At 69.4% G+C, this 16,943-nt stretch carries 13 protein-coding genes and 2 pseudogenes; 8 read left to right on the forward strand and 7 right to left on the reverse strand.

Going from position 1 to position 16,943, the window contains the following annotated elements:
- Window positions 1-75: 75 nt before the first annotated feature.
- The 4 genes from DMH01_RS16280 to DMH01_RS16295 form a co-directional block, all read right to left on the reverse strand.
- The gene (locus DMH01_RS16280; protein ID WP_125677613.1) at window positions 76-360 is read right to left on the reverse strand and encodes a helix-turn-helix transcriptional regulator; all 285 of its coding nucleotides are present in this window, start codon (window positions 358-360) and stop codon (window positions 76-78) included.
- A 48-nt stretch (window positions 361-408) separates the two neighbouring features.
- A complete protein-coding gene (locus DMH01_RS16285; protein ID WP_125677615.1) occupies window positions 409-909 on the reverse strand; it encodes a lamin tail domain-containing protein in 501 nt (166 codons plus the stop codon).
- 100 nt (window positions 910-1,009) lie between these two features.
- Window positions 1,010-1,714, reverse strand: coding sequence for a response regulator transcription factor (locus DMH01_RS16290; protein ID WP_125677617.1), 705 nt, complete (start codon window positions 1,712-1,714; stop codon window positions 1,010-1,012).
- Between the two features lie 575 nt (window positions 1,715-2,289).
- Window positions 2,290-3,780 carry an alpha/beta hydrolase gene (locus tag DMH01_RS16295; RefSeq protein ID WP_125677619.1) on the reverse strand — a complete coding sequence of 497 codons (1,491 nt, stop codon included), beginning with the start codon at window positions 3,778-3,780 and terminating at the stop codon, window positions 2,290-2,292.
- 112 nt (window positions 3,781-3,892) lie between these two features.
- Here DMH01_RS16295 and DMH01_RS16300 point away from each other — a divergent pair, with 112 nt between their 5' ends.
- The 7 genes and pseudogenes from DMH01_RS16300 (at window position 3,893) to DMH01_RS16330 (ending at window position 14,064) form a co-directional block, all read left to right on the forward strand.
- Window positions 3,893-4,615: a MerR family transcriptional regulator gene (locus DMH01_RS16300; protein ID WP_125677621.1), complete on the forward strand. Its 723-nt coding sequence runs from the start codon at window positions 3,893-3,895 to the stop codon at window positions 4,613-4,615.
- 2 nt (window positions 4,616-4,617) lie between these two features.
- Window positions 4,618-5,280: a hypothetical protein gene (locus tag DMH01_RS16305; RefSeq protein WP_125677623.1), complete on the forward strand. Its 663-nt coding sequence runs from the start codon at window positions 4,618-4,620 to the stop codon at window positions 5,278-5,280.
- A 79-nt stretch (window positions 5,281-5,359) separates the two neighbouring features.
- Window positions 5,360-9,721, forward strand: coding sequence for a cation-translocating P-type ATPase (locus DMH01_RS16310; RefSeq protein WP_125677625.1), 4,362 nt, complete (start codon window positions 5,360-5,362; stop codon window positions 9,719-9,721).
- 337 nt (window positions 9,722-10,058) lie between these two features.
- Window positions 10,059-11,535, forward strand: a pseudogene (locus DMH01_RS16315) (FAD-dependent oxidoreductase).
- Window positions 11,532-12,575, forward strand: a complete 1,044-nt coding sequence (locus DMH01_RS16320) for a hypothetical protein (RefSeq protein WP_125677627.1) — start codon at window positions 11,532-11,534, stop codon at window positions 12,573-12,575. Before DMH01_RS16315 ends, DMH01_RS16320 begins: the two are co-directional and overlap by 4 nt.
- 28 nt (window positions 12,576-12,603) lie before the next feature.
- Entirely contained in the window at window positions 12,604-13,203 is a 600-nt protein-coding gene (locus tag DMH01_RS16325; protein WP_125677629.1) for a TetR/AcrR family transcriptional regulator, read from the forward strand.
- Window positions 13,204-13,341: 138 nt separating this feature from the next.
- Window positions 13,342-14,064 (forward strand): VanZ family protein, encoded by a 723-nt coding sequence (locus DMH01_RS16330; protein WP_125677631.1) that lies wholly within the window; start codon window positions 13,342-13,344, stop codon window positions 14,062-14,064.
- A 6-nt stretch (window positions 14,065-14,070) separates the two neighbouring features.
- Here the strand turns inward: DMH01_RS16330 and DMH01_RS16335 are convergent, their stop codons facing one another.
- A complete protein-coding gene (locus DMH01_RS16335) occupies window positions 14,071-14,526 on the reverse strand; it encodes a glycogen operon protein GlgX (protein WP_125677633.1) in 456 nt (151 codons plus the stop codon).
- A gap of 103 nt (window positions 14,527-14,629) precedes the next feature.
- Between DMH01_RS16335 and DMH01_RS16340 the strand changes: the two genes are divergently transcribed.
- Window positions 14,630-15,355, forward strand: coding sequence for a TetR family transcriptional regulator (locus DMH01_RS16340; protein ID WP_125677635.1), 726 nt, complete (start codon window positions 14,630-14,632; stop codon window positions 15,353-15,355).
- 89 nt (window positions 15,356-15,444) lie between these two features.
- On the opposite strand, the gene DMH01_RS16345 is transcribed toward DMH01_RS16340, so the two are convergent.
- Entirely contained in the window at window positions 15,445-15,708 is a 264-nt protein-coding gene (locus tag DMH01_RS16345; protein WP_233621550.1) for a hypothetical protein, read from the reverse strand.
- 16 nt (window positions 15,709-15,724) lie between these two features.
- Window positions 15,725-16,866: pseudogene (locus DMH01_RS16350) on the reverse strand (TRAP transporter large permease subunit).
- Window positions 16,867-16,943: the final 77 nt, after the last annotated feature.

Here is a 16,943-nt window from a genome sequence, read left to right on the forward strand (position 1 = left end):
CTCCGGTGGCGACCAGACAAGTATCCGAGAACGGGTGTGTCTTCGGAAAGGGGCCAGTTTTTCGGTACTTTCCCGTCAGTCGATAATTTTCCGGCGCTGTCTTCTCGCCACTGCGGCGGCGAGTTCAAGCTCACGGTTGGGCGTGCCCAATACGTCGCTGAGTCGCTGCCGCCAATAGGGGCCGGGAATGCGTTTACCTCGCTCCCAGCGGGAAATCTCTTCTCGTGTGACGCTGTCGTTGCCGGAGCGGTTATGCAGCTTCGCGACCAGGTCGCACTGTGACCAGCCTTTCGCGATTCGTTGTCCGGCGAGTAGTTCGCACAGCGGGGTCGGATCCCCGTGTTCGCCATTCGCGGTCACGACCGAACCTTTCTGATACGGGCATTCGAAACCGTCGGGAAGCGGAGCTCAGGGGAGTGGTCGTACGCAGCCGAAGTCGGCCTTGTTGTCGTCGGTGTCGCGGCTGGCCGCGTTCCTTGCCTGAGCGAGACCGGGACAGGCGACGGCGGCCTGGTTCTCGCGGCAGGGTGACGACGGTGCCCACCCGACGCTGTCGACCCGGGCCCCTCGCCGGTCCAGCAGCATCTCGCCGTCCCCGGTGATCGACTCGACGACCACTTGCTGCACGGTCCCGCCGAAGCCCTGTCCGGTGATGAAAAAATGGTCCCCGGCGGGGATCTCGCTGCCTGCCGGCATGGTGGCCAGCTCGGTGGGCGTGGCTCCGCCGGTGCACGCCTGGACCGACCAACCGCCGATGTCGAGCGGGCCGGCACCCGTGTTGTGCAGGTCGATGTAGCCGGCCGGGCCGCCGAGCACCTCGTGGATCTTGACCGACGAAGCCCGGACGGTCTCCGGGGCGAGGGTTCCGGCGAGCGCGAGGATCAGGAACGGGAAGCCTTGCTTCGTCATGCCTTCAACGCTAGAAAAACGATCTCGGTGTCGCAGGACCCGGTGGGTACCGAACCTGCTCCGGTCACGGTACTTCCGGTACGCCGCCCACCCGGCCGGCCTAGGCGCGATACCCGGCCAGCCGGTCCGCGGTGCACGGTTCGCCCTCGTGTGAGGGTGTTTCCAGCCGTGGCAGCGCGTTGCCGCCCGGCCGGAATCGCAGCGCCCGGAACAGGTCCCGTCGGCTGCCGAAACCCAGTTTCTGGAGGATCCGGCTGACGTAGTTCTTCACCGTCTGCGTCGCGAGGTGCAGTTCTTCGGCGATCTCGTCGTTCGACCACCGGTAGAGGATCAGCGCGAGGATCTCCTCCTCCCGTCTGGTCATCACCCTCGCGTACCGCACGGCTTCGGTCACCGCGGGCGGGGTTCCGCCCGCCTGCAGGCATACCCGCTGTCCGGCGAGCGTGGAACGCACCGCCGACATCACCTGGCCGCCGCTGGCCGACTTGTGCACGAAGCTGTCGGCGCCCGCGTTCATCGCCATGGCGATGGCCGATGGCGAGGCGTCACCGGCGAAGACCAGGACGGTCGCGCGCTCGAAATGCTTCTTGACGAACCGGCAGATCGCGGTGCCGGCGGGCTCACCCCAGATCGAGAGCTCGGTGATGACCATGTCGGGGTGGCTCTTTTCACACTGCCACAACGCTTCCGGCTCACTCGCGGCCTCGGTCACCGCCTCCACCCCGGCCGAATCCCGCAACAGCCTGCTGAGCGCGTATCTGATGAGGGGTTGATCGTCTACTACGAGCGTGGTGACGCGGTTCATGGTTCCCCTTGGGGTCTTTGACGGGCGCCCGGGGTGGCCCCGGGCCGTGCGGTCGGTCCGGGCCGGGTCTTCCGGCGGCGCCCGCATGCGCCAAGAACACTTTCGGCCGCTCGGGCGATCCTTCGAACCGATCGCCGCGGCGACGTCGGTACTCATTTTCGCCGAATCCTCTTTCGTCGCGGTCCGGCATGGATCTTCCCGCTTCTCCACGCGGGTGAGGACCAGCAATCGGGTGACAACAGAGAAAGTCACACCGCGAGGTGGCCGGATTTGGGCCGGACGGCGGAACGGGGATACAAATTACCCACGCGTCGCACAGGAGCCGTGGAAGGCCGGATCCGGTTGTGTCGACGGGGAACCTTGGGGAGGATGATCCGATGGGTTCGTTTTCCTCCGGTTCTCACCGGGTGACGTACCGGCGCCTGTTCATCCTATTGGCTTCGGGCGCTTCTCGTTGAAAGGCTTCGCCGGAAAGTCCTTTTTCCGAACCCGCTCCGGTGTTACGCGTTTTTACCGCGCTTCGCATGCCCGGAGCAAGAGGGCCCAGTACCGCGCCTGGGCCCTCCGCCGGTCGATCACGGGCAGAACACGTCACGCTTCGGCAGCTTCCCGGAGATCAGGAAGTTCGTCGTGGTGTTCAGCGCGCAGGCGTTGTCGCCGAGGACGTACACGCCGTGGCCACTGCCTTCGACGGTCACCAGCCGCGACCGGTCCCCGAACTTCTCGTCGAGCAGTTGCCCGCCCCGCAGAGGGGTCACCGGGTCTCGCCGGTTCTGGACGACCAGCACGTTCGCCGGCCCCTTGTCCTTGACCGCCACCGGCGGTTCGGCCGGCGCGTAAGGCCAGGACGCGCACGGCAGGATGTTCGCTCCCGCGGCGCCGTAGAGCGGGTACCGCTCCCGATCCTCGGCCACGCCACGCTGATAAGTGCGCACATCCGAGGGCCACGTGACGTCGTTGCAGGTCACCGCGAGGAACACCGACCACCCGTTGTCCGCCGGCGACGGCGTGGCCGCCAGGGACAGGCGCTTCGCTTCGGCGGCGACGCGCTGCGCCGCGGCCTTGTCGCCGTCACGGACCGACTGCCACCACTGCGCCGTCTGCCCGTATCTCGTCTTCCCGTAAAGGCCGGCGAAGGTGGCCAGCCGGAACAACCGCCCGTCGAGGCCGTTCACCGCGGTCTTGTCGAGCTTCTCCGCGAGCGCGAAGTACGTCCTGCGCACTTCGGTGACCGTCTGGCCGAGACCGTATGACTCGTGCCGTGCCGCCACCCACTTCGCGAAGTCCGGGAAGGTCTCCTCGGCGCCGAGCCCGAACCTGCGCATCCCGTCGCGGTCGAGGTGGGTGTCACCGATGTTGCTGTCGAGCACAACCCGGTCGGACTTCTCGGGGAACATCGACGCGTACGCCGCACCGAGCGCGGACCCGTACGAATACCCCAGGAAGCTGGCCTTTTCTTCGCCGAGCGCGGCTCGGATCCGGTCGAGGTCCCTCGCCATGTTCGCCGTGGAGATGTGCCGTAGCCTGCCGTCCTTGTCGTTCGCGGCACATTGTGCGGCCACGCCTTTCGCGATCTTCGCCTGTTCGGCGACCGCCGCTTCGTCCACCGCGTACGGCGGGATGTTGCCCAGATACTCCTGCTCGGCCGTGAATCCGCAGCTCACCGGCGTCGAGTGCCCGATGCCCCTGGTGTCCATGCCGATCACGTCGTAGCCGTCGAGGACGCTCGCGGGCATGCCGTGCGAAGCCAGGTCAGCGGGGAACGACAACCCCGGCCCACCCGGACCGCCCGGGTTCAGCATGAGCACCCCTCGCCGCGCCGCCGGTTTCGTGCTGGCCAGCCGCGAGATCACGACGTCGATCTGCTCGCCCTCCGGCATCCGGTAGTCCAGGGGAACCGGCACCGTCGCGCACTGCAGCACGATGCCCGCGGGTATCTCCACGTCCTCGGGACACGCGGCCCACGCCAGGCCCGGCGCGGGTTCGGCCGCCCCGGCGGGCGCCGTGAACAGCGGCGCCGTGAGGCCGAGGAGGACCGCCAGGGCCACGACTCGCTTCCGTCTCATCATCTTTCCCCGATCTTGGTGTGATCACCGACGGGTGTATTCGAGGCCGTGCCCTCGGGGCATGGTCAAGTCGCTTGACCATGCCCCAGGGGCACGGTGTCCAATGCGGAGGATGTCCTGGAGCACACGGGAGCTGGCGGAACTGGCCGGCACGACGCTGAAGACCGTCCGCTACTACCACCGGATCGGGTTGCTCGACGAGCCGGAAAGAGCGCACAACGGCTATAAGAGATACCGCGTCGAGCATCTGGTCCGGTTGCTGCGGATCCGGCGGCTGGTGGACCTGGGTGTGCCGCTGTCCGAGATCCCGGCGATGGCGGACTCGGACGAGCGCGCGGAGCAGACGCTGCGCGCGCTGGACGAGGAACTGCGGGCGAGTATCGAACGGCAGCAGCGGATGCGCGACGAGCTGGCGTTGATCCTGCGCGGCCGCAGCCTGGTGGACCTGCCACCGGGCTTCGACGGGAACGTCGAAGGCATGCCGGAGGAGGAACGTTCGCTGATGATGATCTTTTCGACCGTGCTGGACCCGGCCACGATGGCCACGCTGCGCGAACTCCAACCGGCGTCCCGGCCCGCCGTCCAGACGGAGTTCGACGAGTTGCCCGCGGACGCCGACGAAGCGACGAGGCAGCGCATCGCCGAGGCGCTCGCGCCGGTCGCCCGAGACCAGTACGAAGCCCAGCCCGGATTGCTGGACGCGAAGACATGGAAAGCCCTTACCAGACCGGTCGTCCTCCGCGGGGTAGTGGATCTGTACAACCCGGCCCAGCTGGACGTCCTGCAGCGCGTGAACGCCCTCCTCGACCTCAACCCACCGGAAGCGACGTCCTGACGATGGTCAAGAAACTCAAACGACGGTGGCAGCTCTCCAGGGTCAGGTCCGGGGACGGATCCGCGCTGGCCGAGTACCGCCGATGGCAGCTGTTCTCCCGTTCGCTGTTCTTCCTCGATCTCGAAGCACACGTCTACGCGGTCGACGTCCGGTACCTCGCCGACGCCAAAACCCGGAAGCAGCACGAAGACGCGGTCGGCAAGAGCCCCGCCGCGCTGTACCGGGACGGCGCCCAGCTCTTCCGGTCCAACCTGCCCGCGGCGTTCCCCGTGCCGGGAGGGGTCATCGAAGTCGCCACCAGCGCGGTCGGGCTGAAGCGCATGCACTTCGTCCCCGACCACGGCGGCGAGCGCACCCTGCGTCCTCACCCTCGTTCGCAGGAAGGACTGCGGGCGAGGTTCGCACGGCGGTTTCCCCGTACCAGTGCCGCGATCGGCGCGGTCTCGCTCGTGATCCTGCTGATCGCGCTCGTCATGGGCCTGCTCCAGGGCGCGGAGGCCGTCACCAAGATCCCCGTCGTCGCCGAACATGTCGGCACGTTCACTTCGCCGGTCCCGCTGCCCCAGTGGGCGAAGATCACTCTCACGGTGGCGGGATTCCTCTCCGCCCTCGAACGCGCGCTGAGGCTCCGGTACAACCGGTTGATCGACTCCGTCACCTCTTGAGGGGGAAAGGGGATTCGACGCTCCGGCGCGCGGGTACCCGGTGAGATCCACAAGGCACCGAGCGCGAGGAGGATGCCGCATGCGGCGGACGGACCTGGAGACCGTGGACGTGCTGGGTGTCGCCTTCCCCAAACCGTCGCGGACGCTGGGGCGGGTCGCCCGGGGGCTGGCCGGGCTGGCACTTCTTCCGCTGGAGGGGATCCCGGGACGCGGACCGCGGCGAGCGGTCTGGTCGTGTCCCGGCAGGCTCTACATCGAGACCCACGGGGTGAAGGGACCCGACGGCGCCCGCGTCGCCCGGCAGGTGGAACGAGCCCTGGAGAAGATCCCCGGCGTGCGATGGGCGCAGGTGAACGCGCCGACGTCCCGGGTGGTCGTCGCGGTCGGAGACCCGGAACCACGGCGTCTGGACCTGATCCGCGCGGTCGAGCGAGCCGAGGCGGAGCCCGCTTCCGAAGCCGAGCGGGTCGAGGAGGAGGAACTCCATCATCCGGCGGACGGCACCACCGCGACCCGGCTGCCGTCCACGCTCGCCGCGGACGCCGCGGGCCTGATGCTTTCGGTGGCTTCGAAGGTGATGCCGTGGGCTCCGTTGCCGACGGAGGTCGCAGCGCTGGCGTCACTCGTCGACCTGCACCCGCGGTTGCGTGCCTTGGCGGACCGGAAACTGCGCGGGCGGGAGAGGGCGGATTCGGCCACCTCCATCGGGGCGGCGCTCGTCCACGGCCTTGCCGCGCGCAGCGAGGGAACGGTGCTGGACATCCTGGTCCGCGGCACCCAATGGCGGGAGGCCAAGGCGCACCAGCGCGCCTGGTGCGAGGCCGAGTCAAGGCTGGTCAGCCAGCGCGAACACGCCGGCGCGGAGTCGGTGGTGAGCGAACGGCCGTGGCCGCTTCCGGAAAGTGCCGCCGATCGTCACGCGCGCCGGTCCATCGCCGCCGGAGCCGCGGCCGCCGCGGCGACCCTGCCGTTCGTCGGCCCGAGGCGCGCCGCCGCGGTCGGGATCTCCGCGTTGCCCAAGGCCCCGTCCAACGGCGCGGCCGCCTTTTCCGCCCAACTGGGCCAGGTCCTGGCCAGGCGCGGTGCGCTGGTGATGGACCGGTCCGTGTTGCGCGGGCTCGACCTGCTCGACACGGTCGTCATCGACACCTCGGCGCTCGGTGCGGGGGCGAACGTGCTCAGTGATCTGGTCCCCTTGCCCGGTGGTGACCCGGTGGACCTGACGGCCGCCGCTTTCGCCCTGTTCGACCCGGAGAAACCCGAGGTGGTCCGGCGCGACGGCGAGTGGACGCTCGGCCCGGTCGAAGATCTGGACGGTGGCGAGGGATTCCCCGAACGGCAGCGGATGCTGGACCAGGGTGCCGAGATGGTGCTGGGGCTGGTCCGTGACGGGCGGCCGGCGGGCCTGCTCGCCGTCGCGCAGGAGCGCTCACCCGACGTGGACACGGTGGCTTCCGCGGCCGAGGCTGCGGGGGTGCGGGTGGTCCAGACCGACGGTGAGGTGGTGCTCGACGCCGTCCGCGAACTCCAGGCGTGCGGACGTGTGGTCATGCTGATCTCCGACGATCGCCGGGCGCTGGGGGCTTCCGACTGCGGAGTCGGCGTACACGAAGACGGGACCCCGCCGCCGTGGGGCGCACATGTGCTGATCGGCCGCGACGTCGGCACGGCCGTCCTGCTCGTCGAGGCGATCACCGCCGCCAAGGCGGTCGTCCGTGACTCGACGATGCTCGCGACCGCGGCCAGTGGAATCGGTGGTGTGACCGCGCTCAGCGCCCGGCGCAGGCCCGCCGCGAGCGGCCTTCGCGCGGTGAACGCCGGGGCGCTCATGGCCTTCGGCGACGGGATCTGGCGCGCTCGCACACTCACCGGCGAGCGGAAGGGCGCGCCCTCGGGCCGTGTCGTGCCGCCGTGGCACCTGATGCCGCCGGACGTCGTGCTCGACCGGCTCGATACGGGCCCGCGTGGTCTGGACGAGCGCGAAGCCCGGCGGCGGGCGCCCGCCGATCGCGCGGGTGGCGAAGGAAACGCCGGGACGAGCATCGCGAAGGCGTTCATGGCGGAGCTCGCCAACCCGCTGACCCCGGTGCTTGCCGGTGGCGCGGCGGTTTCGGCCGCGGTGGGCTCTCCGGTCGACGCCGCGCTGGTCGCCGGGATCGTCGGGGTGTCCGCGCTGATCGGCAGCGTGCAGCAGGTGCACACCGACCGCGCGCTGGCCGGGCTGTTCGAACGGTCCGCGACGGTGACCACCGTCGTGCGCGATGGCGCCGAGCGGCAGATCGTCGCCGACGCGCTGGTGCGGGGTGACGTCGTGTCGCTGCGGTCCGGCGACGTCGTGCCCGCGGACTGCCGGGTGCTCGAAGCGACCGGCGCGGAACTCGACGAGTCCTCGCTGACGGGGGAGTCGTTGCCGGTGCCGAAGACCCCGGCGCCGGTCGTGGCCGCGGAACTCGCCGAGCGCGCGTCGATGCTGTACGAGGGCACCACGGTCGCCGCGGGCAAGGTGTCCGCCGTCGTCGTGGCGACCGGGGACGAGACGGAGGTCGGACGAGGATTGGCCGCCGCACGAGGCGCCGCTCCGGAGACCGGCGTCGAAGCGCGGCTCGCGTCGCTCACGAAACAGGCCATGCCGGTCGCGGTCGGTTCGGCGCTCGCCGTCGCAGGCGCCGGGCTCGTCCGTGGCGTACCGCTGCGGCAAAGCGTCGGGGCGGCGGTGAACCTCGCGGTCGCGTCGGTGCCGGAAGGCCTGCCGTTCCTGGTGAACGCGGCGCAGCTGGCGGCCGCCCGCCGGCTCGCCGAACACGGCGCACTCGTCCGCAATCCGCGCACCATCGAAGCGCTCGGGCGGGTCGACGTCCTCTGTTTCGACAAGACCGGCACCCTCACCGAAGGCAAGCTCAGCGTCAGCCGGATCGACGACGGCAGGACCACGGCCGCGGTGGGCAAGCTGCGGAAGAGCCACGAAGCGGTGCTGGCGGCGGCCGTCCGCGCGACGCCTCGGGCGGAGAACCCCGAGGAACTGCCGCATCACACGGATCAGGCCGTGCTCGAAGGAGGTATCGCCGCGGGCGTGGACGCCGGCGGCTGGGAGAAGACGGGCGCCGTCCCGTTCGAGCCATCACGGGGATTCCACGCCACCAACGGGAAACTCGGCAAGCGGTACCTGATGTGTGTCAAGGGTGCACCGGAGACCGTCCTTCCCCGGTGCACCCGGCACGGCGACCGGCCGATGGGTGCGGGCACCCGGAGCAGGCTGGAGAAGCGGGTCGGACGCCTGGCCGCCGCCGGGCACCGCGTCCTCGCCGTCGCCGAGAAGACCGTGTCCACAAAGGACCTTTCCGAGGAAGACGTCGACGACCTCCGGTTGCTCGGCTTCGTCGCCTTGGCGGATCCGGTGCGGGACAGTGCCGCGCCGGCGGCCGAACGGTTGCGTGAGGCCGGGGTGCGCACGGTGATGATCACCGGCGATCATCCGGCCACCGGCGAGGCCGTCTCCGAGGAGATCACCGGCCGCAACGGCGACACCAAGGTGCTCACCGGCGCGAGGATCGAGGAACTCGACGACGAGGAGCTCGATCGGGAACTCGCCGACGTCGACGTGATCGCCCGGTGCAGCCCGGCGCAGAAGGTCCGGATCATCCAGGCGTACCAACGCGGCGGCCGGGTCGTCGCGATGACCGGCGACGGCGCCAACGACGCTCCCGCCATCCGGCTCGCGGACGTCGGGATCGCGCTCGGGCAGCGGGGTACGGCCGCGGCGAGGGCGGCCGCGGACCTCGTGGTGACCGACGACCGGCTGGAGACGATCGTCGCCGCGCTGGTGGAAGGCCGGGCGATGTGGGCGTCGGTCCGCGAGGCGCTCGGCATCCTGCTCGGCGGGAACCTGGGCGAGATCGCCTTCACCGTGCTCGGTTCGGTCGTCACCGGACGCTCGCCGCTCACCGCCCGCCAGTTGCTGCTGATGAACCTCCTCACCGACCTGGCGCCCGCTCTGGCGATCGCGTTGAGCAGGCCGGACGGCGAGTCCGTGCCGGAGCTGCTGCGCGAGGGGCCCAGCGCGTCACTCGGCAACGCTCTCCGGCGCGACATCACCACGCGCGCGGTGACCACGACACTGGGCGCGTCCACGGCGTGGACCCTCGCGAGGCTGACCGGCAGGCACCGGCGCGCGAGCACGATCGCGCTCGTCTCCCTGATCGGTACCCAGCTCGGGCAGACGCTGGCCGTCGGTGGCCGCGATCGCACCGTCCTCGCCGCGGGCCTGGGCTCCGCCGCCCTGCTCGCGATCCTGGTCCAGACCCCCGGGGTCAGCCGGTTCTTCGGGTGCACACCGCTCGGACCGGTCGGCTGGGGGATCGCGCTCGGCAGCGCCGGTGCGGCGACCGTCGGCGGCCTGCTGCTCGGACCTCGAGGGGTCGAGCCTTCACCCGAACTCGCGTGATGCGCCTCCAATCACGCGAGTTACGCCTCTAATCACGCGAGTGACGGCTCTGCACACGCGAGTTCCGACTTCAGCACAACCTGCCGACAAAGGCCAGGACGCAACCTGAAATCCGATGCCGGGACGTCCAGCGCCGCTGTGGTCGTGAGGTACATGAAGGCCCCCTTCCTTGCGCCTAGGTACAGGAAGGGGGCCTTCATGTACTGGGGAAGGCTGTCGTGCTACCGAGGCTCAAGGTGACGACCGCGTGCCACGACCACCTTGACAGCCCTCGGCGTCGTTCATACATTCATACAGGCGTTGTCAAACTGTATGAATGACGCTGGGAGTTGGTCATATGCGACTCGGCAAGACCGCCGTCGTCCTCGGTGGCAGCGCCGCCGGACTCTGCACCGCGGGCGCGCTCGCCCCGTACTTCGACCGCGTGCTGGTGCTCGAACGCGACGAGCTTCCGGCCGAGGCCGAACACCGGCGCGGGGTACCGCAGAGCAAACACCCGCATTTCCTCCTGAACTCGGGCCGCCGCGCGATCGGGGGCGCTGTTCCCCGGCTTCGAGGACGACCTCATCGCCGCCGGCGGACTGCATCTCATGCCGTCGATGGACGCCGCCTACCTCGACGGGAAGGGCTGGTCGGCGCGGAAACGCAGCGCGATGACGATGATCTACAGCTCCCGGATCCTCATCGAGCGCGTACTCCGGGACAAGGTCCGCGGGCTGTCGAACGTCGTGATCCGTGAGGGCGTCGCGGTCAGCGGGCTGACGACCCGGGATGGCGCCGTCACGGGCGTCGGCATCTCCACGCGCGACGGAGAGGAGCACGCCGACGCCGACTTCGTGGTGGACGCGATGGGCCGCGGTTCCTCGGTCGGCGCGTGGCTGGTGGCGGCAGGCTGGCCGGAACCCGAAGTGCGGACCCTCGACGCCAAGGTCACCTACACCTCACGCTGGTACGACCTGCCGTCCCCCGAGGAGCGCCCGCCGTCCTGGTGGTGGCGCCATCTGGTGATCATGCCGACGCCCGACAAAGGCCCGCATCCGGACGAGCACGAGTTCCTGGTGAACTTCTTCCCGATCGAGGGCAACCGGGTCATCGCGTGCATGGGTTCGTGGGGCATCGAGATGCCACGCACCACCGAGGCGTTCGTCGAGTCGGCCCGCCGGGTGCGGGCGCCGCTGTTCGCGGCCGCCATGGACCGGTCCACGCCGACCTCGGAGGTGCACCTCACCCGCTCGACCGGCAACAAATGGCGGCGCTACGACCGGCTCCGCACCCCGCCGAAACGGCTGGCGTTCGTCGGCGACTCGATCTGCGCGTTCAACCCGTTCTACGCGCAGGGCATCAGTTCCGCCGCCGGTTCGGCGCTGCTGCTGCGCGAGCATCTCGGCCGCGCCGAGCGTCTCGACACCGATTTCTCCGCACGATTCCTCGCGGCTCAACGGAAGCTGCTCACCGTGCCGTGGAGCCTGGCGATGGCGAGGGATCAGGGCTACGCCTGCGCGGTGGGCACCGAGAAGGCGGGGGAGTGGAAGCGACGCCTGCTCTCGGCGGTGTCCGGCCCCGCGTTCCGGCTCATCGTCGGCGCCGCTCGCGAAGACGACGTGGTCGACGAGCATTTCGCGAAGGTGTTCAATCTCGACGAGTCGCTGCGCGACATGATGACGAACCCGAGGGTGATCGCGGGCCTCGTGCGCTACCGGATCCGGGCGGCGCTGGGGCGGCACCGGATCCCGTTCGACTTCGACGCCCGCGCCGAGCCACCGGTCACGGACTATTCACCGGAAGGCAGCGCCGAACCGGCGGTCGCCCGATGAGCGCCGTCTGCGGGGCGGACGCGGAAGCCGTCACGCGCGACCTCGGTTTCGACTGCCACGACGTGTCCGCCTGGCTCTCGATCCGTCCACCGTGGACGGCGGGGCACTGGACGATGCCGTTGCTGGAACTGCTCGTCCTCGGCGGAGCCGTGTTCGCGCTGGTGCACGCGGTCCGCCGTCATCGGCAGGGTGACTCGGTGAATTTGGCGCTGTGGTGCGCTTCGCTGGTCTACCTCTTCGTCATCGAACCGCCGCTGTACTTCCCGGAATGGTTCGGCCTCGAGCGGCAGTACGGATTCATCTTCGCCCACAACCGGTTCACCGTGCAGTTCATGTGGGACCGGCTGCCGCTCTACATCGTGGCGTTCTATCCGATGATCAGCCAGCTCGCCTACGAGCTCGTCCGGTCGCTGGGGATCTTCCGCGCGAGGGGCGCGCTGGCCGGGTCGGTGGCGGTCGCCTTCGCGTGCCAGCTGTTCTACGAGGTTTTCGACCACCTCGGTCCGCAGCTGAAGTGGTGGGCCTGGAACGGGAACAACCGGATCGTCAATCATCCGGCGCTGGATTCCGTGCCCATGACCAGCATGCTGCTCTTCGCCTCCGTCTCGATGGGCGCCATGACCTATCTGGTGGTGCGGCTCGCCGGTGGTTCGAGGCGCGGCTGGTCGCTGGTGGCGCGCATCGTGGTGGCCGGGGTCCTGACGCCGCTGAGCATGGTGATCGCCGGGCTCCCGTCGAGCCTCTTCGGCGGCAACGTGACCGCGCAAGCTTGGATTCTCGCCGTCGAGCTGGCGCTGCTGTGGGTGGCGGGAACCTGGATCTTCGTCCGGCACCGGGGCACCGCAGAGCCTCTCGCCCCCTTCGCCCGTTTCTATCCCGCCGTCTACCTGGGTGCGATGGCCGTGTTCTGGCTGGGCGCCGTCGTCGAGAACGGCGTCACGCTCGGGAGCGGCCTGTACGTATTGGCCTGCTTCGTGGCCGCCGGTCTGATACTCACCGCGCTGTACCGCGTGCGCCGCGCGGCACCTGCCACCGTCTGAGATTCTCCGTTCGGGGAAGATGAGGCGTATGGGGCACCACGGATGGCGGGGCAACCCGCCCGGAACCGAGCGCGAGGCACGCCGCCGCATCGTCGAGGCGGCGACCGCCTGCATCGACCGGGTCGGCCTCGCCAAGACCAGCCTCTCCGACGTCGCCGCGGAAGCGGGCGTCACCCGCCAGACCGTCTACCGCTACTTCCCGAGCCTCGCCGACATCCTCAGCGCGGTCGCGCTGGACCGGGTCGAGGAGTTCGCCGGGCGGATGGAACGGCATCTGGCCACGTTCGCCGACCCCGCCGAGGTCGCCGTGGAATCCGTGGTGTTCGGCGTCCGCGCGGTCCCCGACGAGCCGTATCTCGGGCTGCTCCTGAAAGCGGGGGAGGCCGATGTCTTCACCGTGGCGGTGACTTCTTCGCAGTCGTTCGCGCTCGGCGCGCGGATCCTCCGGAACGTGCCGGTCGACTGGGCCGCGGTGGGGGTCACGACCGACGAGGACTTCGAGGGCCTCGCCGAAATGCTGATGCGCCTGTTCCTGTCGTTCCTGCAGTACCCCTCGACGCCGGCGCACACCGACGAGCAGTTGCGTGCCTTGGTCCGCCGGTGGATCGGGCCGGCACTCGGCCGCTGACCGCACGGCCGTGACAATCGAACTCTGTGAAGTATCAACGCGAATGGTAGTTATTCACCGACAATAGCCAGGGTTCTTGTCTGGTCTTCACGATCCTGCCACCCTCGCCGAAGACGATCATCGGCGAAAGGGGAGTGCATGGGATGGTGGTGGCAGGCGTTCTCCGACGCCGCACCGTGGTCGCTGCTCGCCGCCGCGGCCGGTGCCGTCGTCGCCGAATTCGTCGCGCGCCTTCGGGGAAACCGGCGGCGCCGGTCCGCGATCGCGCTGGATTTCGCTTTGCTGGCCTCGCTTTTCGCGGTACTGGCGATCGTGTTCGTACCGGCGCCGATGCCAGGCCGCGGATCGTCGGTGAGTCTCCACTTGCTGGGCGATGTCCTGCCCGTGTTCGACGATCGGACGGACTTCGCCCTGGTCCAGCTGGCGGGCAACATTCTGCTGCTGGCGCCGCTCGCGGTGCTCGTGCCGTCGCGCTTCGACTGGGCGAAGCCCGTGCCGCGGATCGTCATGACGGCGTTCGCGGTGTCCGTGTCGATCGAATGCCTGCAGGTCTGGCAGGGCGCCGGACGGGTGGGTTCGCTGGACGATGTCCTGTGCAACACGGCGGGGGCCGCGCTCGCGGCCTGGTGCGGAAGCCGATGGCGGGGCCGGGCGACCGGCAGTGTTCGCGTGTGGCACCGCTCGGGAATCGAAGTCCGGCGTTCCGGCGCGGTGAACGCCCGCCGCGGGCAACGGCTGATCGGCCGTGTGACCCTGAGCGATCTGCCGCCGCTGGCCGAAGGCGCGACGCTCGAGATCACTCTGTCCGAATCGGACGGTGGAGCGTTGGTCGTTTCCGCGCAGGCGTCGGTGGCGGCGTGAGCCGTGCTACCTCGGCCGGACGCTCGCGAGGACGGCGTCCAGGCTGGGAAGCCACCGCTGCCGGGGATCCGGTGCCGAGAGCCATTCCGCGTGGGCCTCGGCTCGGCCGGAGTCGACGGGCAGGGGGAGTAGCGTGCCCCAGGCGAGGACTTCGACATGCTGCGGCAGGGTGTCCCGAGAAGGAAGCAGCCCGTCGGTCTCCGCGAGAATGGCCACCCGCGGACCCTGCTGCGTCAGTACCGCCATGGCGGGGCCTCCGCATCCGGTGTCGGCGAGCCTGCCGAGTACCTCGGCGCCGTTGATCTTGGGCAAGGTCACCGCGCAGATCCCGCCTTCCAGCACCAGGAACGGCTGCGGGCCTCGCCATTTGAGCGACCAGCCGAAGAGCCGGCCGTAGAAGGCATCGCCCCGGGGGCGGATCGAACGTGACTCGACCGGGAGCACTTGGTGGTCCAGCGACATCGTCGGCGCCTTCCGAGCGGGGGATGGGGACGTGGTTCCCCGGGGACTCCGCACAGCCTAACGGCACTCAGTGCCACTAGCAAGTGGCTGCTACCGTCCGGCTATGACCGATTCGCCGCGCCGAGCGCCGGTGACCAGAGCCGGCGCGACCCCCGACGGGAGGCGCCGTCTGCGTCGTGCGCTCGCCGCGGCGGCGGTGGACCTGTTCGTGGCCAAGGGGTACGAGGCCACGACGGTGGACGAGATCGCCGCCGCGGCGGGAGTGGGGCGCCGGACGTTCTTCCGGTACTTCGACGCCAAGGACGACGTGCTCTTCGCCAACCACGACGAGATCGTGGCGGAGATGGAGGAGACGTTCGCCGCCGCGGACCCGGATCGCGATCCCGTCGAGGTGGCGTGTGCCGCCGTCGGCCTGGTCCTCGACTCCTACGCTGCGGAACTCGACGTGTCGCTCAAGCGGTTCACGCTGACGCGGACGGTGCCTTCCTTGCGGGACAAGGAAGTCGCGACCGTCGACCGCTATCAGCGCGTACTCGCCCGCTACCTGCGGGCACGATTCACCGAACAGGGTGACGAGACGGCGAGCCTGCGGGCGGCCGTGGCCGCCGCGGCGATCGCGGCCGCCAACAACCACGTGCTCCGGCGCTGGCTGCGCAGTGGCGGCCAGGACGACATCGCCGCCAGTGCGGCGGAGGCCTTCGCGCTGGTGATCGACGCGTTCAAGGTCCAGGACGCCGCGGCCGAAACGACCATGGTGGCGGTGATGACCACGTCGACGCCGCTGCACACCGTCATCGCCAAGGTCAACGCCGCCTTGACCGAACCCTGATCGTGGCACTGAGTGCCATTTCGTGTGAGTCGATCCGCGGGTAGGCTGCCTCCCTGACGTATAACGCCATATACGTCGGGCGACGCACGTCATTCTTCGGCGTCAGAACCGTTCTCTCGCCCTTCTCTCGTATAGAGCAACAAAAACGCGAGGATCCCCGCGATCCCGGCGACGACACAGACATGGTCGGCGACGTCGGTGCCGAACGCCGTCACGATCGGACCCGACTCGACGACGATGCCGAGTGTCTGCCCGGCGACGACGACGAAGCCGCCGGCGAGGAACGCGAACAAACAGACGCGGGTCGCGCCCAGCAGTATCCGGTACACGGCGATCACGCTCCGGGAAGCCATAGCAGGCCGACGGCCATCAGCACGCCGAACAGCAGGGTGGGCAACAGGTAGTAGAGGACGACCGGGACGAAGATCCGCACCGGGTTGATCTCGGCGATGCCCGCCGCGACGTAGAGCGGCGCGGCGCCGGGTGGTGAGCATCCCTCCGACGACGCCCACACGAGGATCGCCGCGAAGGCGACGCGGTCAACGCGGCGAACGCCACCGGGCCCACGGCGGCGACGGTCGACGTCGTGTTGAGCGGTCCGGCGACGACCACGATGACGACACCGACCACGATGGCCGCGACCAGCGGGGAGACACCGGTGAGGCCCTCCAGGTACGGCTTGAGCTGATCGTCCAGGCCGAGTGTCTTCAACACGTTCGAGGCGGCGAACGCCGAGATCATCGTGACCCCGACCAGGCCGAGCTTGGGCCCGACCGCGCCGAACAGGTCCCACCACTGCGCCCGCCCCTTCGGCAGCAGTTTCCGCTCGACGAGCAGGCCGACCAGCAGCATGACGATCGGCAGCCAGATGAGCAGCGGGATCGCGTCCGGGGCGTCGATGCCGATGCGGTCCGAGACGAAGTCCGCGGTCGGTGGCGCGGTGAGCAGGATCGGGACGGCGATCGAGCCGAGGACGACCAGCGATGGCCAGCCGACCTTGAACGACGCGCGCAGCCGCATCCCCACCATCCAGGCACCGGTGACGAAGACCGTCGCGACGATGTCGCCCGCGCTGAGCACCGGCAGCACGGTGGGGGCGGCGAGGAGGATGAAGAACGCGCCGCTGAAGGGAAAAGTGGCGCCGACGCCGGCGTTCCCGGAAAGGACGATGGCGGCGGTCTCGCCGCTGGCCTTCGACCGTTTCATCCAGGGGATGATGATCGATCCGACGGTCGCGACGATAGCGGCACCGTTGTGGGCCACCGCGCCGAACAGTCCGGAGGCGACGGTCGCGGCGTAGGCGGATCCCCTCGCCGTCGCCCGAGGAAGGAACTGAGGATGTCGACCATCCGCTGGACGAGTCCGGTCCTGGTGAGCAGTTCGCTGACGAAGACGAACGCGAGAGCCGCGAAAGTGATCTCGGACTTGAGCCCGTCGATCAGGCTTTCCCATGCAACGGCGAAGAAGTCTGTGCCCGCGAAAGCGGCGGTGACGAGGAAGCCGACGGCCATCGCTTCGCCGATGTTGCGTTTGAAGACCGCGTTCCACACGACGATGGCGGCGATGAACGCGACCAGCGCCAGGATCG

The organism is Amycolatopsis sp. WAC 04182 (assembly GCF_003947465.1).
GTDB lineage: Bacteria > Actinomycetota > Actinomycetes > Mycobacteriales > Pseudonocardiaceae > Amycolatopsis.